Below are 20658 nucleotides of genomic sequence, written 5' to 3' on the forward strand. Positions count from 1 at the left end.
TTGACAGGTTTTAATAAAAGGTTTATCATAATAAATGAAGATGATAATTGTTATCAATTAAAAAGTTATATATATTATGATTATGTGCTAACAACACTATTCTGTATTTACCACACATTTGATACAGATATTTTGAATACATTAAATCCTAAAATCTTTTTATATTATTTATTAGCTCTACAAACATAGTCATAATTTAAATATATAAGCCAAAAGGCATCTATTATACCACAGCAATAGATGCTTTTTTTTTGCACATTAAGAATTACTAAGAGTAATATATAGTGGAATAATATTCTCATGGAGGATTATATATGAAAAGCATAATCATTAATTTAAAAAGAAGATAAATAAAAAATGTAGCAAGTCTATATAGTCTGCTACATTTTTTAAATATATTATATATATTAAGTTAGGTGTGTAATTTGGCAAAAGAATTAGCTTGCACGTTTATGGGCAGCCCTAGCTTTTTCTTCGGCTATTTTCCTAGTGTGCCAATCTTCACAAATCTTATTAAATGTTTCTTCACTGATGTTTCTTTCGCTAAGCATAGAAGTATAAGGAGCATATTTCTTAGTTTGAGTATAATACTTCAAAACTAGTATATGATCATTCTTATATTCAAATCTGTAATCGTCATAATTATTATTTTTATATCCCATAAAATTCACTCTTCTTTCAAATAATTAGATAAATTTAATAAGACTAAAAAACGCTATCCATGGCTTGCATTAAATACAAATTTCATATAATCATCTTCTTTCTTTCTTTCCTTTGATATTATTATAACTCTATTTGAAATAAAATTCCATATAATGTAATAAAAATATGGATTTTTTTTAAAATATTATTATGTAATGCATTTTAACAATATGTTATTATAGAATATATAATTAAGACAATTATTATAGAGGAGACAGAGAATGAGAAACATAAAGATGATAATACAGTATGATGGTGGAAGATATAAAGGCTGGCAGAAGCAGAATATTAAGGGAACATCTGTGTCCACAATTCAAGATAAAATAGAAAAAGTCTTAGAAAAGATGACTGGTGAAGAAATACAGCTTGTAGGCTGTGGCAGAACTGACTCAGGAGTTCATGCTGATAATTATATTGCCAACTTTAAGACTAACAGTACTATGAGTATAGATGAAATGAAAAAATATTTATTAATGTATCTACCAGAAGATATAGTGATAAAGGATATAAAGCAGGCTAGTGAAAGATTTCATGCAAGATTAAACATAGTGTCAAAGACCTATGTATATACCATAGATAATAATAATTATGCTAATGCTTTTTTAAGAAGATATGCCTATCATATTAATGAAAAATTAGATATAAATAAAATGAGGGAAGCAGCAGAAGTGTTATTAGGAACACAGGATTTTCAAAGCTTTACCAGTCTTAAGCCTAAAAATGGTAAGTCCACTGTAAGGACTATTAATTTCATAGATATTACTGAAGAAAATAATATAATAAAAATTAAATTTAATGGTAATGGCTTCTTATTAAATATGGTGAGAATTTTAACAGGAACATTAATTGAAGTAGGAAAAGGTAAACTTACTAAAGCAGATGTGGTAGATATATTAAATGCTAAACAAAGATCATGTGCAGGAGAAAAAGCACCTGCTAAAGGATTATGTATGGCATCTGTGGAATACTAGAAAAAAATATTGGGGTGGAGAAATGAATAAGCTAAGTCATGGATGTACATTAGATTGTTTTGATTGTTGTAAGTTTAATGTATATGTTGAAGAAGGAAAAATCATTAAAATTGAAGGAGATAAGGAACATCCTTATACTAAGGGATTTATCTGCAAAAAGGGACTGGCTCATTTAAATAGGTTAAATCATCATAAGAGGATTTATAAGCCTTTATTAAAAGTTAAGGGAAAGTGGAAGGAAATTACCTTTGATGAAGCTATAGAAATAATGGTTCATAAGTTAAAGGGATATAAAGATAAATATTCTCCTAAGTCAGTATTATATTATGAACAGTATGGTAATGGTTCTTTATTAAAGAGTATAGGAGACATATTCTTTAATTTTTATGGTGGAGCATCAAAAGCAAAAGGTGGTCCTTGTTGGAGTGCAGGTATACATGCACAAAAACAGGTTTTTGGAGATGTAGTAAGCCATTCATTGGATGATCTTATACATAGCAAAAATATATTTGTATGGGGCAAGAATCCAGCTAATACTACTATACATACTATGCAAAGTATAAAAAAAGCTAAGGCTAATGGTAGCAAAGTCATTGTTATAGATCCTATTTTTACTTCAACAGCAAAGATAGCTGATAAATATGTAAGAGTAAAGCCAGGTGGAGATGAAGCTTTAGCATTAGCTATGGGAAAGATTATCATTGAAAGAAATTATCTAGATAAAGATTATATTCAGAAATATATAAATGGTTTTGAAGAATATAAAGATTACTTGTTGTCATTAGATATGAATAAGTTGTCTTTTATATGTGGTATAGAAGTAAGTGAAATTGAAGAGTTAGCAAAGCTTTATAGTGAAAAACACTCCAGTATTTTATTGGGATATGGTATGCAAAAGTATTATAATGGTGGAAATACCATTAAACTAATAAGCTTTTTAGGTGCTATAACAGGGCAAATAGGTATTAGTGGAGGCGGTGTTAATTATGCTAACAGAGTTTATCCAGATATTTTAAATACTGACCCTTACAATAGTGCTGCTTATGGAGAAAGCAGAGAATTTTATGTGAGCCAAATCAGTGAGTTTATTAATGATGCTGTAAAGGGAAAAGCACATGCTAGAAACAATATATATTGCCCAGAGCAGGAAGGGGCAAAGGAAGATAATGTTCCTTTAAAGATGGCTGTAATAACTAAAAGTAATTTATTAAACCAGTTGCCAAATTTAAACAAGCTAAAGGATGCTTTTAGGAAAATTGAATTTAAGGTATGTATTGATATGTTTATGACAGATACAGCTGAAGAATGTGATTTATTTATTCCTGCCACCAGTACATTAGAAAGTGAAGATTTACTTTTTAGCTCTATGACTAACCCATATTTAATTTTTAATGAAAAGCTTATAGAACCATTAGAGGAGTTAATGGATGAATATTACTTTTTTAGAGAGATAGCCAGAAGGCTTGAGCTTAAAGGCTATCCAATGGTAGAAAAAAAGGAATATCTTAATGAAGTTATCAAGCCATTAAAAAGCATCCATAAGGAAATTGATTTAGAATATATAAAAAATAATTATTTTACTCCTCACAAGAATGTAGCTTGGGAAGATAAAAAGTTTTTAACGAAAAGTGGAAAAATAGAGTTTAATTTTAATAAAATGAACTATAATAAAGAAGAGTCTAAATTTAGATTACTAACAAACCATAGTAAAGATACATTATTTAGCCAGCATGTTATGGATGAAAAAGGTCCAGCTAAGGCATATATAAATAGTAAAGAAGCAAAAAAATTAAATATTTATGAAGAAGAAAATGTCAGCTTAATATCTGATAATGGGAAAATAACTGTACAAATTATAATAGATGACTGTATCGGAGATAATATAGTTATGATGTATGTTGGATGGTGGAGAAAGCACGGTAATCCTAATTATATAACTGTATCAGGCATATCAGATATAGGAGGACAAGTAACTTATAATGAGACATTAGTAGACATAGTTAAGGAAAAAGGAGAATAGAAAGATGGAAAAAGAATTAACATTATATCAATTAGGTAATTTATTAAAAGCTGTAACAGAAAATTATGAGGTAAGCTTAATGTCAAAAATAAAATTAAGTGGAGGTTGGATGACTATAACTGGTAATATAGATGTTGATTATATACCAACTAATGAGGTATTGGGAAAAGGAAGTAATATAATAGGATTAAAGATTAATAATAACGGAAGCTGTGCAAATGATATTAAAATAACAGGTATGAAAGATTTAAATTTCAAGGTAAATTTAGCTGCTACTAAATTTAAAGAAATACATAAAGGTGGATTAAACTTAGATAAGATAAAAGAAAAAGCAGATAAATGTACATTGAAGATAGATGAAAATATGATATTTACTATTAATGCTTCTTTAGAAGAAGTTAAGGAATTATTATAAAAAATAAGGCTGATGAATGACATCAGCCTTATTTTTATTTAAAGAGAAGTTATAAACTTAGCTAGATTGATAAAGGAATTTTGTAATGTGGTTTTATAATTCAATAGTCATTCCATCATAAGCAAACTTAACGGCAATACATTCTTTCTCTAAATTAAGATAGTCATCATATGATTTACCCCAATCTTCTTCCAAATGAGTGAATACGACATTTTGAATATTATATTTTGCTTTTATCTCTAAGACCTCTTCAAAAGAAAATAACTCTAAATTCAGTGGATTATTTTTAGTTAAATAAAAGTTATTTTTAAGGTTATTTCCAATGATAGTATTACCTATGATAAGATAATCAGCATCATTGAATAGTCTTGAATTAGGAAATGGTTTAACATCACATGGTGCATATATTAGTTTTTTACCATTTTGTTCAAAAACAAAGATTGTTACTGTACCTTCTTCATTAGCAGGAACTAATGTTATTTTGATGTCATTAATTACTATTCTTTTACTTACAGGCTTTCTTTTTATAAGATTTAAAGATTCATAATAATCTAAAATAGAACCGTATTTTGTACTTAAGGCATTAACATCATTTAATACATTAGGTAGAGCTAGTACATTTATTGGATTATCACATTTTTTATTAACAGATAAGTCAAGCCAATTAAGTCTTAATTGTTCAATAATTCTCATTCCTAAAGTATGATCTGGATCAAGATGGCTATAAGACAAATAATTTATTTCTTTTATATTACAGTGATTTAATGCATGACCAATATCTTCCGGAGTATCAATTAATAATTTTATATCATCTAAAAATAAGCTACATCCGCATCTAGCATATGGGTAACCTTTATCTCTAGCTTCATTACAAATCTTACAAGTACATAAAGGTCTAGGAATGCTTACACATCCTCCTGAACCTGTAATAATAAATTTCATAAAATACCTCCTTAATAATTATTTCTACCCTAACATATGTATAAAATACTTAATTTTGTAAAGTAAGTCATAACATAATATTTACCTTATTATAACACAAATAGAATAATATTCAAAAATATTATATAATATAAATTTATAAATGAAATTTATTAATAAAAATCAATAAAAGAGACACTAGATTTATCAAAAAATATGAATTTGTAAAAATCTATAATAAATAATGATGGTATAAAAGGTTGCAAAAATAAAGAAAAAGAGAAAAAATATACAAAGAAGCGATAAAAAGGTATATAATGGAATTGTGTTGAAGATTTTCAGTTAAAGGAGAAGCTTATGAAAAAGAAAGTAAAGCATAATATAAAAAAAACTTTTATATTGAGTATTGCTTTATTATTAGGGATGATTATAAATATTTTTGGAAATAACATTATCAATAGCCTATGTGAAGAAATAAAACTTGTAAAGATTAATACTAGTTGGCAATACTTAAAGAATGATAACAGTAAGGAAAGTATAAATTTACCAGTTGTAATAAGAGAAACTGAAAAAAAAGATAAAATAATTATTGAAAAGGATATTTCTACCATAGGGTATAATGATCCGACATTATTATTAAGAAGCGAACTACAGAGTATAGATATTTATATTAATGGAAAATGCAGTAGTAAAATAAGAAAAAGCAATAAGCAACTTTTTGGTAAAGAGAAGGAAAGCAGCTGGATTTTTGTTAGTCTTCCACATAATGAAAATAATATAAATATAAAGTTAGAATTTAGTTCAGAGTATCTTGATTATAATGGCAGAATAAATAGTATAATTTTAGGTGATAAAAGTAATGAAATAATATATATAGTATCTTCTAAGGTACATAAAATACTAGCAGCAATAGTTTTATTTTCCATAGGTATAATACTTATATCTATATATTTTGGATCAAAAAAGCATGATACTATGAATTATAAAAAGGTATTGTATTTATCGTTACTAAATTTTTGTACTTCTTGTTGGATATTGTTTTCCAGTGAAATTTTAGAATTATTTATCACTGATGTAGTGCCAAGAGGAGAGCTAAAGCTACTAAGCTTATTTTTCATTCCAGTGATATTTTTACTATTATTTAAAGAAAATTATAATAATCGATATATAAAGGTGTTAAATGTAATATTAAGTTTATTACTAATATATATAGTGACAAGTACATTATTACATGTTTTTAATGTGATGCATTATATAGAAGGTATCTTTATTTTCCATGGGTTATGTATACTTACCTTAATTATTGGCATGGTTATATGGATAAAAGATTATGAAAAAAATAAGAGGCATTGCTTTGAACCGTTATCCATAATATTATTATCAGTGGTAGGTTTTCTTGATATATTTATTTATTATAAATTAGGATTTCGTGAAGAAGGCTATTTTTTTGAATCAGCAGTTATTATTTATACAATAATATATTCATATAATTATGGAAAAAAAATAAAGGAATGTTATTATGTAGATGTTTCAAATGAAGAAAATATAAATTTTAAATATATAGACTCACTTACAGGATTATTTAATCGTATGGCTTTTGATGAAAGAATGTATGAAATAAATAGATCCTTAAAGAAATATGGAGGATATGTTATATTTGTTTTTAATTTAAATAATTTAAAAAAGGTAAATTTAACTTTAAGCCCTTTTAAAGGAAATGAATATATAAAAAATAATGTACAAGTATTATCAGATATATTTAAGGAATATGGACAACTATATAGAGTTGGTGCTGATGAATTTGTTTTAATAGGCAATAAAAATATGCCCATAAGCAAATGTGAAGAAATGCTCTCTTTATATGTTGAGAGGAATATGCCTGATGAAAAAATAGATTTGATAGGAATTTCATATGGGTATGCTATAGTTTTGAAAAACAGTAAAAGTATTTATGATGTATATAATAAGGCTGAAATAAATATGATTAAATTGAAAAAAAGGTTAAAGAGAAGTAATATAAGATAAGTAGTATAAAGTGTAATAATGGTTATTATTACACTTTATTTTTAATCTTTAAGAAAGTGATGGGATGTGGTTTTTAAATGAAAATAGTCCATACAGCTGATTGGCATATTGGAAAAATTGTCAATGAGTATTCAATGATAGAGGATCAAAAATATTATTTAGATAAATTAGTGGAATTATTAAGAGAACAGGAAATAGAGGCTCTGATTATTTCAGGGGATATATATGATAGATCAGTTCCACCAGCTGAAGCAGTAGAGCTTTTGGATACTATACTTAGCAAAATAATTTTAGAGCTAAAGATTCCTGTTTTAGCTATTGCAGGAAATCATGATAGTGCTGAAAGACTATCTTTTGGTAATAAGCTTTTAACTGATAAAGGATTATATATAGAAGGAAACTTTAGTGGTGAAGTTAAAAAGGTTACATTAAAAGATGAATTTGGTAATGTTAATTTTTACTTACTTCCTTATGTTGATCCTGCAAAGGTAAGGCTAATATATAAGGACAAAGAAATAAAAACTCATAATGATGCAATGAAGGCAATTATTAACCAAATAAATAAAACAATAAATTTAACTGAACGTAATATTTTAATAAGCCATGGATATTTTACTTTTTCAGCAGAAGATAAGGAAAATAGAGGTGGTTTAGAAATATGTGAATCTGAAAGACCATTATCCATTGGAGGAACAGATTTAATTGATGGAAATCTTTTAAATTCCTTTGATTATGTAGCACTGGGCCATCTTCACGGACCACAAAAGGTTGGAAGTGATAGAATTAGATATTCAGGTTCACTTTTAAAGTATTCAATATCTGAATATAAACAAAAAAAATCTATTCCTGTTGTGGAAATAAAAGCTGATAAAAAAGTAAATGTTCAATTAAAGGAAATTGAACCATTAAGAGATTTAAGGATAATTAGAGGTCCCATTGAAGAGTTGGTTAAAAGGGAAAATCATTTAGGAACTAATTTAGATGATTATATTTTTGCAGAATTAACTAATGATGGTGAGATATTGGATGGAATATCAAAGTTAAGGGCAGTTTTTCCTAATATAATGGGATTAAAAATGGTAAATTCATCATTAAATGAAGGTGGTAGCAAAACATCTGCCAGTGGTAATTTTAAAGAAAAAACATTAAATAAGCTATTTGATGAGTTTTATTTTAATATAAAGGGAAAAGAAATAGATGAAGTTAGAAAAAATGAAGTAATTAATATTTTAGAGGAAATTGAGGGGAAGGTGCAGTAGGTGAGACCCAAAAAACTTATAATTAATGCTTTTGGCCCATATGCAGGAAAAGAAGAATTGGATTTTTCTTTATTAAAGGAAAATAATATATTTGTTATATGTGGACCTACAGGAGCAGGAAAAACAACTATTTTTGATGCAATATCCTTTGCATTATTTGGAGAAGCCAGTGGTAAAAGTAGAAGTATAGATTCTTTAAAAAGTGATCATGCAGCAAAAAGTGAAGTTTCATATGTTACTTTAGAATTTTTAGTAAGAGATAAGGAATATAAAATTACTAGATATCCCACTCAAAAAGTAGAAAAAGTTAAAAAAAATGGAACTGTACAAGTGGTAGAAAAGAAGCATACTGTGGAATTATATTTGCCAGAGGAAAAAGTAATTACTAAAACCACTGAAGCAAAAGAAGAAATAGAAAAGATATTAGGACTAAATGCAGAGCAGTTTAAACAAATAGTTATGCTTCCACAGGGGGAATTCAGAAAATTATTAGAAGCTGAAAGTAAAGATAAAGAAAGTATTTTTAGAAATATTTTTAGAACTGAAAAATTCTTAAAATTTCAAGATAAATTAAAGGAAAAGCAATTAGTTTTAAAAAGAAAAATAGAAGCAGATAAGCAAAAAAGGGAAGCATATATAACAAAAATTGATTTTGCAGATAATGAAGCTCTTAAAAATTTAATAAAAGTTGAAAATAAAGATATTTTAGAAATAATAAAACTTTTACATCAATTATTAGATGAAGATAAAATTAAAGAGGAGAGTTTAAAAAAGATTATAGATTCTTCCAATAAAGAAATATTTAAAATTAAAGAAGATGAAGTTAAAGCAAAAGAAATTAATGAAAAATTTAATTTAAAAGATAAGATATCAAATGAATTAAATTTAATGGAAGAAAATAAAAAGGAAATAGAAGATAAAGAAGTAATTTTAGAGCAAGGTAGAAAAGCTTTAAACTTACTTCACTTAGAAAAATCAATTTTAGAAGCAAAAAAAGAAATTGAAGCAAGTAAGGTGGACATTAATAATACTGAAAAAGAAGTATCTTCATTACTGGAAAAGCTTAAGGAATGTACAGTTAATTATGAAAGATGTAAAGAAGAGGATAATAATAAAAATACACTTATAGAAGAAAGAAGTAAGTTAAAAGAGAAAAAAGAAAAGTATAATGTTTATAAAGAAAAAGAAAAGTTAGTTACTAATTTAGTTGTTGAAGTAGAAAAGCACAATAATTTAAAAAATTCAACTAAGGCTCAATTTGATAAAGTGTCAGATGAGATAGATAATTTAAGAAATAAAATCATTGAAATATCTAAAAAGGAAGTTGAAAGAGTTCAGTTAATAAAGTCCATTGATGATAAAAAAAGAAGTAAAGAGTATTTATTAGAAGTATATAAAGCCATAAAAAAATACTTTGAGTTAAAGGAAAAACATACTGTAATGTATGATAAATATATATCTGTTGAAAAAACATATATTTCAGCCAAAAACCAATATGAACAAAGTGAAATTTTATTTAGAAAAGGAATGGCTGGAATATTGGCTTTAAATCTTAATGAAGGAGAACCATGTCCAGTATGTGGCTCAGTTAATCATCCTAATAAAGCATCAATTAAAGGTGAAGTGCCAAGTGAAGAAAAGCTAGAACAACTTAAAAAGATAAGTGAAGAAGAAAAATCAGTACATGATGATGTTTTAAATAAATTAACTGTTATTAATAATGAAATTAAAAATCAATTGGATAGTATAGAAAATGATAAATTAGAAAAAATAAAAGACATTAATGGAATAGACATAAATGATATACAGTATAATGAAGAAAATTTAAAAATATTTAATGATAATATTATTGTTATTGGTAAAAGCTTAGCTAAAGAAATTGATGCTTTAAATGAAAAAATAAAGGAAATAGATAAAGTAATAGAAGGCAAAAATAATGATGAAAATTTTTTAAAAACATTAATGGAAAATCAACAATTACTAGATAAAAAATATAATGAGGAGCTTTTAAAATATCAAAATATACAAACTGAGCTGGAAAAGGAAAAAGCATTATTATTGGAAATTAAAGAAATACTTCCTAAAGATATTGAAAGTGAAAATCAGTTAGATAATGAGATAAAAATAATTGAAAATAAAATAGTTAAAGTTGAGAAAGATTTAAAAGATGCTTTAGATTTATTAACTAATATACAAAAAAGCGTAGCTGAAAAGAAGGAAGCATTACTTCAAAATAATAGGTCTTTGGAAAAATGGACTGATATTTATAATAATAAAAATAATGAATTTAATTTAGCTCTAAGTAAAAATGGTTTTGAAAGCTATGAAAAATACAGTGAAAGTAAAATAAATGAAGAAGAAATTAATATATTAGATAAAACAATTCAAAGTTATTATCAAAAATTACGTTCTAAAAATGATCAATTACAAATACTTTCCAGTGAATTAGAAGGAAAAACTATTATTAATGTTGATGAAATTCATAATAAATTAAAGGATAAAGAAAAAGAATTAAATGAATATAATATTGAAAATAAAAAGCTTTACTCAAGAATTAGTAATAATAAAGATACATTAAAATATATTGAAAAAATCACTGATAAAATTAAAGATGATGAAAATCATTATAATGTAATAGGTGAATTATCTGAATTGGCCAATGGTAATAATGTAGAAAGAATAACCTTTGAAAGATATGTATTAGCTGCATATTTTGATTAGAATGGCTACGCACACTCGTGACTTTAGTCGTGAGTTAGTAGCCTAAATAGTCAGCATATAGAGAAATTTATATGTAGAGATAGGTAAGACCTATCCAATACTACTTGAATTGCTGGAAATTCCTAAAGCTAACTAAACCACAACGTAAACATGAAATAAGGTTAAGCGTGAAGGTTACGAAAGTAGAAAAAATTAGTTAGATGGCATAAGGTTAAATCCTAAGTGCTTATACAATGGATAATCAGCAGGTAAGCTCCGAAAAGGAGAAACTTCAACGACTATCCCTCTTGAGGGGAGTACACTACAAGCTATTGGTAGTGGAAGTGGGTAGACCTAAACAGGTAATGCTGTAGGATAAGATATAGTCTGTGCTTAATAGAAATATTAAGAAGTTCATAAGAGAACTGCATAAAAAGTAGCGTTTTTATGTGAACGACAACCTCAAAAACGATTAAAGTTAAGAACTTACAGTTCTTATATATGTTATTTAAAAATATAATATTAATCCTTGAAAATACTTTCTTTAAATTCATGAATAAGTTAATGTTATTCAGGAGAGGATATATTTGGGTTTTTAGTTATTTTGTTATTATGCTATTAGAAAATACAAAATAACTGACCAAAATATATATTTATAATCTGAAAAGAAAGTTGAAGGGGTGAATGTAGTGGAAAAAGCTTATAAGTTTAGGATGTATCCAAACAAACAACAAGAAGAGTTAATTAATAAAACTTTTGGTTGTTGTAGGTTTATATATAATAGATATTTAGCTAAAAGAATTGAATTATATGAAAACAATAAAGAAACTTATTCATATAAGCAATGTAGCTCTGATTTAACTAATTTAAAGAAAGAATTGGTATGGCTAAAAGAGCCAGATAAGTTTTCACTACAAAATTCACTGAAAGATTTAGAAAGTGCATATAAAAAATTCTTTAAAGAAAAGATAGGTTTTCCTAAGTTTAAATCTAAAAAAACTAATAGGTTTTCATATAGAACTAATTTCACTAATGGAAATATAAGGTATTGTAGGGGGTATATTAAATTACCTAAGCTTGGTATGGTTAAAATTAGAGATAAACAAGTACCAAAAGGAAGAATACTTAATGCAACTATATCTAAAGAGCCTAGTGGAAAATATTATGTCTCACTATGTTGTACAGATGTAGAAATTAAGAAACTTGAAAATGCTAATAGTAATATTGGATTAGATTTAGGAATTAAAGAATTTTGTATTACAAGCAATGGTCAAACTATTGAAAATCCAAAGTATTTAAAGAAGTCATTAAATAAACTTGTTAAATTACAAAGAGAATTATCTCGAAAATCAAAAGGTAGTTCAAATAGAAATAAAGCAAGACTAAAAGTAGCAAGACTTCAAGAATATATATCTAATCAAAGAAATGATTTTTTACAAAAGTTATCTACTAAATTAATAAAAGAAAATGATATTATTTGTATTGAAGATTTACAAGTTAAGAATATGGTTAAAAATCATAAACTTGCGCAATCAATATCAGATGTATCATGGTCAGAATTTATAAAACAATTAGAATATAAGGCTAGTTGGTATGGTAGAAAAGTGATTAAAGTAGATAAATTCTTTGCAAGTTCACAGTTATGCAATAAGTGTGAATATAAAAATGAAGAAGTAAAAGATTTAAATATTAGAGAATGGATTTGTCCTAAATGTGGAACTAATCATAATAGAGATATAAATGCAGCGATAAATATATTAAATGAAGGATTAAGAAGGATTACTATATGAAATAGATAGCATATATAAGAACCGTAGGAACTACGGGGATAGCTTGGTTATGCTTAGTACATTGGTACTATCGACCAAGAACCTTGCGACTTTAGTCGTGGGAGGTTCAGGACATTATAAAGGCTGCCAATATAAGACTTTCTAAAATGACCAATGACAGATATACATTAAAAAGAAAAATAGAAAAAGGTAAAGGTAACAAGCAGTCAGGACTAGAGCTTGAAATAATAGATGCATATACAGGTAAAGAAAGACATGTTAGTACATTATCAGGTGGTGAAGGATTTAAAGCCTCTCTTGCATTGGCATTAGGTCTTGCAGATGTTATTCAAAGTTATGCAGGAGGAGTTCAAATTGAAACCATGTTTGTTGATGAAGGTTTTGGAACATTGGATCCAGAATCCTTAGATGCAGCCATTAATTCATTGATGGACTTAAGAGATTTAGGAAGATTAGTAGGAATAATTTCTCACGTTGAAGAGCTAAGGGAAAGAATAGATGCAAGGTTAGAAGTTACTCTTGGTAAAAGTGGAAGTCATGCAAAGTTTATTGTAAATAATTAAAGTGAAACTAGTAAAAAATTTTATTAAATAAGCTACTAAAAAATATGGGTAGCTTATTTATATTTATAATAAATAGCAGTATTGTATTATAAAAAGCCTTAATTTTACAAGTAATATTTATTAATCTTATGTATAATCACATTATAAAAATATAAATAGAAAAAAGCGGTATTTGTAATGTGGAGGAAATAAATATGGAAAGAAAATGGTGGCATAGTTCAGTGGTATATCAAATATATCCAAGAAGCTTTAATGATAGTAACGGTGACGGAATAGGTGATATTAATGGTATTAGAGAAAAATTAGATTATTTAAAGGAGCTTGGAATAGATGTAATTTGGCTTAGTCCAGTTTATAAATCTCCAAATGATGATAATGGATATGATATAAGTGATTATTGCGATATTATGGACGAGTTTGGAACAATGGATGATATGGAAAAACTTTTAAAGGAAGCCAATGAAAAAGGAATTAAAATTCTTATGGATTTAGTTGTTAACCATACTTCTGATGAGCATAAATGGTTTATTGAAGCAAAGAAATCTAAAGATAATAAATTTAGAGATTATTATATATGGAGAGATCCAGTAAATGGACATGAACCCAATAATTTAGGATCATGTTTTAGTGGTAGTGCATGGCAATATGATGAATCAACAGATCAATATTATTTACATTTATTTAGCAAGAAACAACCTGATTTAAATTGGGAAAATGAAAATGTTAGAAATGAAGTTTATAAGATGATGAATTTCTGGATTGATAAAGGAATTGGTGGATTTAGAATGGATGTTATTGACCTTATTGGCAAAGTTCCAGATGAAATGATAACAGGAAATGGACCTAAATTACATGATTATCTACAAGAAATGAATAAAGCTGCATTGGAAGGACATGATTTATTAACAGTAGGTGAAACATGGGGAGCCACTCCTGAAATTGCTAAACTTTATTCAAATCCAAAAAGAAAAGAATTAAGTATGGTATTTCAATTTGAACATATTGGATTAGATCAAATTGAAGGAAAAGAAAAATGGGATGTAAAACCATTAGATTTACTGGATTTAAAGAAAGTTTTATCTAAATGGCAAACAGAACTTGAAGGTGAAGGATGGAATAGTCTTTTCTGGAATAATCATGACTTACCGAGAATAGTATCAAGATGGGGAAATGATAGAGAATACAGAGTAGAAAGTGCAAAAATGCTTGCAACACTTCTTCATGGAATGAAGGGAACTCCTTATATTTATCAAGGAGAAGAACTTGGAATGACCAATGTAAGATTTGAAGATATTAATGAATATAATGATATTGAAACTTTAAATATGTATAAAGATAGAATATCTAAGGGGTATTCTCATGATGAAATAATGGCTTCTATTTATGCAAAGGGAAGAGATAATGCTAGAACTCCAATGCAATGGGATTCTACAGAAAATGCAGGATTTACTACAGGAAAGCCGTGGTTAAAAGTTAATAAAAATTATAAATTTATAAATGCTGAAGATTGCTTACAAGATAAAGATTCAATTTTTTATCATTATAAAAAGCTTATAGATATAAGAAAACATAATGATACCATAATTTATGGTGATTATAAATTATTATTGCCAGAATATAAAAATGTTTTTGCTTATAGTAGAGAACTAAATGGAGATAAAATAGTGGTGGTTTGTAATTTTTATAATAAGGAAATTAATTTAAACTTTAAAGAAGATTTTAATAATGTAGAAATATTATTAAGCAACTATAAAGATTCAAGTATTTTAATGAAAGATTTAAAGTTAAGACCATATGAAGCTATAATGTACAGAGTAAAATAGTTAAAGAAAAAAGTGTTGATAAATGGATAGTAAAACTGCCAGGTCAATTTTAATTTATATTGATCTGGCAGTTAAATTATTTCTCTTTTGAAAAAGATAATATTATCACAGTTAAAATTATACAAGTTGTTCCTATAAATTCAGCTATACCAAAATGAACATTTAACCATATAACAGATAAAATAGTGGCAGATAAAGGTTCTATACATCCTAATATGCTAGCTTCCGTTGGAACAAGGTACTTAAGACTTTCTAAATAACAGTAGAAAGCAATTAGTGTTCCAAAGATTACTATAAATGCAGATGAAATAATAGTTATAAATGATAATTCGCCAGAGAAGTCAAAAGGTGAATGTATAAAACTAAAAGCTAGTCCACCAATAACCATACCCCAGCCTACCACTGATATAGAGCTATATTTTTTTAGTAAATTAACAGGTTGTAAAGTATAAATTGCAGAACAAAATGCAGAGCAAATTCCCCAGAATAATGCTAAGTGGGAAAGTGATAAGCTATGGATATTTCCTCCTGTTATTATAAAGAAGGTACCAATTAAGGCTAAACCTATGGCAATTAATTGTTTAATATTAGGTAATTTTTTATTACGAATAATTAAATAACAAGTAATAATAACAGGTGATAAATATTGAAGAATAGTTGCAGTGGCAGCATTACCATGTTTAATGGCAGCAAAATATGTATATTGTACTCCAAGCATTCCTATGGCACCAAATAGTATAAGTTTTATGCTATCTTCTTTTGATTTCCATATATTTATTATGTTCTTGTCCTTTTTTATGTATCCATAAAGTAATAGTAAAAAACCAGATATTAATAACCTAACAACCACAAGCCATTCTGTATCAAAGCCTTTTTGTTGAAATAAAAATTGTGCTACGGTACCAGATATCCCCCATAACATTGTACCTACAATTACTAAAAGTATTCCTTTAGTTCTTGAATTTAAGTTCATATTATTCACTCCTTTAAATATTGTTATACTAACTTATTATAATATAGATATTTATTTATAGACATTAATATGAAATAATTTTAAAAATGTAATGGTTTATGAGCTATATGTGAAAATCTGACATTGAGTGAAAATGTATAGTATAGTATATTATTTGTGGAAATTTAAAAGATTTATTATTTAAAAATAGTAATTATTGTTTAAATATGTTATATGCTATTTTTACGGAGAGGGAATAATTTTGAATCGTAAAAAAATTTCTAGACTGATAGCTGGGGCACTTGCTACTAGTGTTGTTTTAAATAGTAGTCCTAGTGCTGTAGAAAGTGTAAATGCTATTACTAAAGATATTTATAATGAATTTTCAGAAGGACATGGATTAGAAGATGATTCTGATGAAAATTCAGATGATAGTGATGCTAATGAAAATACAACTGATAATTCTGGCACTAATTTACCAGAATTAAGTGGTGTTTCAATTGAGCAAATGCAAAGGGATTTTGAAGGTTTTTCAAATGGAAATGAAGTGAATTTATTATCAGATGGTGATGATAGTTCTACAAAAGTTACTATAGGACAAGGGGGAGCAAATTCAAGTCAAGATTCTACTTCAGTAACAAATAATTCTAAATTTATTTATTTATCTGATTTAGATTCAGATCAATGGAAACAAGTTGGAGATGCAGTTACAGTTAAGCAAGGTTATACAGCAAAGAAAGTAACAATTGATGTTAAAGATTATAAATACGTAAAGCTTGAGACGAAAAAAAATGGCTATAATTGGTGGGATTATTCTGTTTATGCAGATTTAAGACTGGTAGAAGATGGTTATGATACTGATAATGAAGTTGATTCTGCATATACTGGATTTAAAACATTAAAAGAGTATGATCAAGAAATATCTAAGCGTACAGTAGAAGATAATTATACAAATCATAAAATTCAGAAAATGATCAAGGTAAAGGTATGTGGTCTATTTCAGATAATATTTCTGGATGGGAAGGTTCATACTCAAGATGGTATGAAAATACAGGAATTGAACATAGATTATTATTAGAATGGGGACAAAAGGACTATAACGTATTAAATAGTGGAAATAATGTATCTTATATGTTATTAGCTCAAGATGCTTTAAATGATTACAATAATTACTTAGAATCTATGTACTATAATCTTATTGCTAATAGTTATGCGGCAGGAAGTGCTGAGCATGAAGAAGCACTAAATAAATCATTAGAGCATTATAGCAAGAATTTAGATTCAATTCATGGTTTATATAAATCTTATTGTGCTGATGCTAATACTACTGGTATTTCAAAACTTTAACTTGTTCCCTCATTTAACTGTTTTGGACAATATAACAATGGCACCTAAACTATTAAAAAAGAAGGATAAAAGGGAAGCGGAAAAGAAAGCTTGTGAATTATTAAAAAAAGTAGGATTAGAAGATAAAAAGAATCAATATCCTAATAGTTTATCAGGAGGGCAAAAGCAAAGAGTAGCTATTGCCAGAGCATTAGCCATGGAACCTAAAATATTATTATTTGATGAACCAACATCAGCTTTAGATCCTGAAATGGTTGGAGAAGTATTGAATGTAATGAAGGATTTAGCTAAAGAAGGAATGACAATGGTTATTGTTACTCATGAAATGGGATTTGCAAAAGAGGTTTCAGATAGGGTGATTTTCATGGATGGAGGATACATTGTAGAAGAAGGGACGCCTGAAGAAGTCTTTGCTAATACAAAAAGTGATAGATGTATAAACTTTTTAAGTGCTGTTATGTAAAAAAATAAATTTTCATGATAAGAATGGATAAATGAGCATAGTTTTTGGCTATGCTTCTTTTTAATATAAAAACTGTTTGGATTATTACAACAATTTCTGTATCCATTGGATTTACAGGAATGTTTATCTTATATAACATTGATAAAAAAGATAATAAGAAGATAAGAGAAAATATATAAAAAATACCTATTGCATTTGCAATAGGTATTTTGGTGCCGCCAGTGGGAATCGAACCCACACGGTTGCCCGCATGATTTTGAGTCATGTGCGTCTGCCAGTTCCGCCATGGCGGCTTGTAAAAATATTACTTAATCATATTATCATGAAGTTATTATAATGTCAACTAAACTATAATAAAAGTTACAGAAATGTAAATTGATTACCTAGTAGGAATTTTGATTATATTCTAATATAAAGGGAACAGATGTAAGAATATTGCAATATAATGTAGAGAAAACTAGTTTTAGGAGAATACTTAAAGAAGAATGGAATGGTTTAGTAGTTTAAGTCCAGTACTACAAGGGTTAACGGCAACTATATTTACTTGGGCTGTAACTGCCTTAGGAGCAGCACTTGTATTTTTCTTTAAAAATGTTGATAGAAAGATATTAAATTCAATGCTTGGATTTGGGGCAGGTGTAATGACAGCAGCAAGTTTTTGGTCATTGCTAAATCCAGCTATAGAATTATGTGGTGAGTTGGGCTATAGTCAGTTTATGTTACCAGCAATAGGTTTCTTTGCTGGTGGAGTATTTATAATTTTTGCAGATATGCTTATGGATAAATATTCATATGGAGTCATACCAGTAAATAATAATAGTTTAGAAACAAGTAAAAGTTATAAAAAAAGCATCTTACTTGTTTTAGCTGTAACATTGCATAATATACCAGAAGGATTAGCAGTAGGGGTAGCCTTTGGTGGAGTAGCAGCAGGAATACCTAGTGCATCTGTTGCAGCAGCTATGACTTTGGCATTAGGTATTGGACTTCAAAATTTTCCAGAAGGTGCAGCTGTATCTTTGCCATTAAGAAGAGAGGGATTATCAAGAGCCAAAAGTTTCTTTTATGGACAAGCATCTGGTATTGTAGAGCCTATTGCTGGAGTATTAGGCGTAATTGCATCTATAACTATTAGGAGTATGTTGCCATTCTTTTTAGCTTTTTCTGCAGGAGCAATGATTGCTGTAGTTGGAGCAGAATTATTACCAGAAGCATCAATAGAAAATAAAAAGCTTACTACTTTGGGATTGATTTTAGGATTTATTCTTATGATGGTTTTAGATGTGGCACTGGGGTAAATAAAAATGAAAAATGAAAAGTTAAAAATGAAGAATGAAAAATTAAAAATTAAAAATTTAGGAATAAACTCCTGACAGAGTTTAAGAGAATAATTGATAATGGAAAATGGAGAATTGATAATTATGGATAATTAGAAAAGGTATTGCTGAGGCAATACCTTTTTATTAAATAGTTATTATTTTTTTATGTTAAAGAAAGCATTTAATCCTCTGAATTCTGCCACATCTCCAAGCTCTTCAGAAATTCTGATAAGTTGATTGTATTTAGCAACTCTTTCAGATCTTGCAGGAGCACCAGTTTTTATTTGACCAGCATTTACAGCAACAACTAAATCGGCAATAGTTGTATCTTCTGTTTCACCAGATCTATGAGAAATAACAGCAGTGTATCCAGCTCTATTTGCCATTTCAATAGCATTTAAAGTTTCTGTTAAAGTTCCAATTTGATTTAGCTTTATAAGGATAGAATTAGCAACGCCTCTATCAATTCCTTCTTCTAATCTCTTAGTGTTAGTAACAAATAAGTCGTCACCTACTAATTGAACTTTTTTACCAATTCTTTCAGTAAGTAGCTTCCAACCTTCCCAGTCTTCTTCCGCCATACCATCTTCAATAGAGATAATTGGATATTTATTAACCCAGCTTTCTAAGAAATCAACCATTTCAGATGCTGTTAAAGTCTTACCTTCATGTTCTAAAACGTATTTTCCATCCTTGTAGTATTCTGATGAAGCAGCATCAATGGCAATAAACATGTCTTTACCAGGTTCATATCCTGCTTTAGTAATAGCTTCTAGTATTACTTCAATGGCTTCTTCATTTGATTTTAAATTTGGAGCAAATCCGCCTTCATCACCTACACCAGTTGAGTATCCTTTTTCATTTAAAGTTTTTTTCAATGAATGATATACTTCAGCACAAGCTTGGATTGCTGCATCAAATGAATTGAAGCCAGCAGGCATTACCATAAATTATTGTAAGTCCACAGAGTTATCTGCATGAGAGCCACCATTTATTATGTTCATCATAGGTACAGGAAGAACCTTAGCATTTACGCCTCCAACATATTGATATAGAGGTAACCCTAAGAAGTTAGCAGCAGCATTAGCAACAGCTAAAGAAACTCCTAGAATAGCATTTGCACCTAATTTGCCTTTATTATCAGTTCCATCAAGCTCCATAAGTTTTTTATCAATGGCAGTTTGATCAAATACATTATATCCAATTAATTCTTTGGCAATTATATCATTTACATTAGCAACAGCAGTTTTAACCCCTTTACCCATAAAGTAGTCTTTATTACCATCTCTTAATTCTACAGCTTCATAAATACCAGTTGAAGCTCCTGATGGTACTGCAGCTCTTCCCATACTACCATCTTCTAAGATAACTTCTACCTCTACTGTAGG

17 protein-coding genes, 1 tRNA gene and 2 pseudogenes are annotated in these 20658 nt (G+C 27.8%); 15 read left to right on the forward strand and 5 right to left on the reverse strand.

The window, feature by feature from the left end:
* Positions 1 to 189: hypothetical protein (locus Q5O44_RS12980; protein WP_302638072.1), on the forward strand; the 189-nt coding region annotated here is incomplete at its 5' end.
* Between the two features lie 248 nt (positions 190 to 437).
* Here the strand turns inward: Q5O44_RS12980 and Q5O44_RS12985 are convergent.
* Complete coding sequence (locus Q5O44_RS12985) at positions 438 to 662, reverse strand: hypothetical protein (protein ID WP_022168869.1); 225 nt, start codon at positions 660 to 662, stop codon at positions 438 to 440.
* 261 nt (positions 663 to 923) lie between these two features.
* On the opposite strand from Q5O44_RS12985, the gene truA reads away from it, so the two are divergent.
* The 3 genes from truA to Q5O44_RS13000 are packed head-to-tail and all read left to right on the forward strand — an operon-like array spanning position 924 to position 4108.
* Positions 924 to 1673 (forward strand): tRNA pseudouridine(38-40) synthase TruA, encoded by a 750-nt coding sequence (gene truA / locus Q5O44_RS12990; RefSeq protein WP_022168870.1) that lies wholly within the window; start codon positions 924 to 926, stop codon positions 1671 to 1673.
* Positions 1674 to 1695: 22 nt separating this feature from the next.
* Positions 1696 to 3693: a molybdopterin-dependent oxidoreductase gene (locus Q5O44_RS12995; RefSeq protein WP_022168871.1), complete on the forward strand. Its 1998-nt coding sequence runs from the start codon at positions 1696 to 1698 to the stop codon at positions 3691 to 3693.
* A gap of 4 nt (positions 3694 to 3697) precedes the next feature.
* Entirely contained in the window at positions 3698 to 4108 is a 411-nt protein-coding gene (locus Q5O44_RS13000) for a hypothetical protein (RefSeq protein WP_022168872.1), read from the forward strand.
* Between the two features lie 93 nt (positions 4109 to 4201).
* Here Q5O44_RS13000 and Q5O44_RS13005 read toward each other — a convergent pair whose 3' ends face one another.
* A complete protein-coding gene (locus Q5O44_RS13005) occupies positions 4202 to 5050 on the reverse strand; it encodes an MBL fold metallo-hydrolase (protein ID WP_022168873.1) in 849 nt (282 codons plus the stop codon).
* 336 nt (positions 5051 to 5386) lie between these two features.
* Here Q5O44_RS13005 and Q5O44_RS13010 point away from each other — a divergent pair, with 336 nt between their 5' ends.
* The 6 genes from Q5O44_RS13010 (at position 5387) to Q5O44_RS13035 (ending at position 15189) form a co-directional block, all read left to right on the forward strand.
* Entirely contained in the window at positions 5387 to 7054 is a 1668-nt protein-coding gene (locus tag Q5O44_RS13010; protein ID WP_022168874.1) for a diguanylate cyclase domain-containing protein, read from the forward strand.
* Positions 7055 to 7131: 77 nt separating this feature from the next.
* The gene (locus tag Q5O44_RS13015) at positions 7132 to 8313 is read left to right on the forward strand and encodes an exonuclease SbcCD subunit D (RefSeq protein ID WP_022168875.1); all 1182 of its coding nucleotides are present in this window, start codon (positions 7132 to 7134) and stop codon (positions 8311 to 8313) included.
* Entirely contained in the window at positions 8314 to 11034 is a 2721-nt protein-coding gene (locus Q5O44_RS13020; protein ID WP_022168876.1) for an AAA family ATPase, read from the forward strand.
* A gap of 668 nt (positions 11035 to 11702) precedes the next feature.
* Positions 11703 to 12803 carry an IS200/IS605 family element RNA-guided endonuclease TnpB gene (tnpB, locus tag Q5O44_RS13025; RefSeq protein ID WP_022168877.1) on the forward strand — a complete coding sequence of 367 codons (1101 nt, stop codon included), beginning with the start codon at positions 11703 to 11705 and terminating at the stop codon, positions 12801 to 12803.
* Between the two features lie 146 nt (positions 12804 to 12949).
* On the forward strand, positions 12950 to 13366 hold the full coding sequence (locus Q5O44_RS13030; protein ID WP_022168878.1) for an SbcC/MukB-like Walker B domain-containing protein: 417 nt from the start codon (positions 12950 to 12952) through the stop codon (positions 13364 to 13366).
* Positions 13367 to 13560: 194 nt separating this feature from the next.
* Positions 13561 to 15189, forward strand: a complete 1629-nt coding sequence (locus Q5O44_RS13035) for an alpha-glucosidase (RefSeq protein WP_022168879.1) — start codon at positions 13561 to 13563, stop codon at positions 15187 to 15189.
* Between the two features lie 76 nt (positions 15190 to 15265).
* Here the strand turns inward: Q5O44_RS13035 and Q5O44_RS13040 are convergent, their stop codons facing one another.
* Positions 15266 to 16162, reverse strand: a complete 897-nt coding sequence (locus Q5O44_RS13040; protein WP_022168880.1) for a DMT family transporter — start codon at positions 16160 to 16162, stop codon at positions 15266 to 15268.
* Positions 16163 to 16403: 241 nt separating this feature from the next.
* Here Q5O44_RS13040 and Q5O44_RS13045 point away from each other — a divergent pair, with 241 nt between their 5' ends.
* The 4 genes and pseudogenes from Q5O44_RS13045 to Q5O44_RS13060 all read left to right on the forward strand — a co-directional run bounded on the left by Q5O44_RS13045 (position 16404) and on the right by Q5O44_RS13060 (position 18130).
* Positions 16404 to 17219: a hypothetical protein gene (locus Q5O44_RS13045; protein WP_022168881.1), complete on the forward strand. Its 816-nt coding sequence runs from the start codon at positions 16404 to 16406 to the stop codon at positions 17217 to 17219.
* Complete coding sequence (locus Q5O44_RS13050) at positions 17129 to 17488, forward strand: hypothetical protein (RefSeq protein ID WP_302638080.1); 360 nt, start codon at positions 17129 to 17131, stop codon at positions 17486 to 17488. The genes Q5O44_RS13045 and Q5O44_RS13050 overlap by 91 nt, the downstream gene beginning before the upstream one ends.
* Positions 17469 to 17951, forward strand: a pseudogene (locus Q5O44_RS13055) (amino acid ABC transporter ATP-binding protein); the annotation flags it as partial. The gene Q5O44_RS13050 and the pseudogene Q5O44_RS13055, both read left to right, overlap by 20 nt.
* Before the next feature lie 44 nt (positions 17952 to 17995).
* Complete coding sequence (locus Q5O44_RS13060; RefSeq protein WP_302638082.1) at positions 17996 to 18130, forward strand: hypothetical protein; 135 nt, start codon at positions 17996 to 17998, stop codon at positions 18128 to 18130.
* Positions 18131 to 18161: 31 nt separating this feature from the next.
* Here Q5O44_RS13060 and Q5O44_RS13065 read toward each other — a convergent pair.
* Positions 18162 to 18244 (reverse strand) — tRNA-Leu (locus Q5O44_RS13065).
* Positions 18245 to 18436: 192 nt separating this feature from the next.
* Between Q5O44_RS13065 and Q5O44_RS13070 the strand changes: the two genes are divergently transcribed.
* Positions 18437 to 19249 carry a ZIP family metal transporter gene (locus Q5O44_RS13070; RefSeq protein WP_022168884.1) on the forward strand — a complete coding sequence of 271 codons (813 nt, stop codon included), beginning with the start codon at positions 18437 to 18439 and terminating at the stop codon, positions 19247 to 19249.
* Between the two features lie 176 nt (positions 19250 to 19425).
* Here the strand turns inward: Q5O44_RS13070 and eno are convergent.
* Positions 19426 to 20658: pseudogene (gene eno / locus Q5O44_RS13075) on the reverse strand (phosphopyruvate hydratase); the annotation flags it as partial.

Source organism: Clostridium sp. CAG:221 (genome assembly GCA_000435835.1).
Lineage (GTDB): Bacteria > Bacillota > Clostridia > Clostridiales > Clostridiaceae > Clostridium.

Bases quoted from the DNA above. Each gene is read 5' to 3' on its own strand.
- Q5O44_RS12985 (WP_022168869.1), bottom strand. From the start codon at position 662: ATGGGATATAAAAATAATAATTATGACGATTACAGATTTGAATATAAG.
- truA (WP_022168870.1), top strand. From the start codon at position 924: ATGAGAAACATAAAGATGATAATACAGTATGATGGTGGAAGATATAAA.
- Q5O44_RS12995 (WP_022168871.1), top strand. From the start codon at position 1,696: ATGAATAAGCTAAGTCATGGATGTACATTAGATTGTTTTGATTGTTGT.
- Q5O44_RS13000 (WP_022168872.1), top strand. From the start codon at position 3,698: ATGGAAAAAGAATTAACATTATATCAATTAGGTAATTTATTAAAAGCT.
- Q5O44_RS13005 (WP_022168873.1), bottom strand. From the start codon at position 5,050: ATGAAATTTATTATTACAGGTTCAGGAGGATGTGTAAGCATTCCTAGA.
- Q5O44_RS13010 (WP_022168874.1), top strand. From the start codon at position 5,387: ATGAAAAAGAAAGTAAAGCATAATATAAAAAAAACTTTTATATTGAGT.
- Q5O44_RS13015 (WP_022168875.1), top strand. From the start codon at position 7,132: ATGAAAATAGTCCATACAGCTGATTGGCATATTGGAAAAATTGTCAAT.
- Q5O44_RS13030 (WP_022168878.1), top strand. From the start codon at position 12,950: ATGACCAATGACAGATATACATTAAAAAGAAAAATAGAAAAAGGTAAA.
- Q5O44_RS13035 (WP_022168879.1), top strand. From the start codon at position 13,561: ATGGAAAGAAAATGGTGGCATAGTTCAGTGGTATATCAAATATATCCA.
- Q5O44_RS13040 (WP_022168880.1), bottom strand. From the start codon at position 16,162: ATGAACTTAAATTCAAGAACTAAAGGAATACTTTTAGTAATTGTAGGT.
- Q5O44_RS13050 (WP_302638080.1), top strand. From the start codon at position 17,129: ATGTGGTCTATTTCAGATAATATTTCTGGATGGGAAGGTTCATACTCA.
- Q5O44_RS13070 (WP_022168884.1), top strand. From the start codon at position 18,437: ATGGAATGGTTTAGTAGTTTAAGTCCAGTACTACAAGGGTTAACGGCA.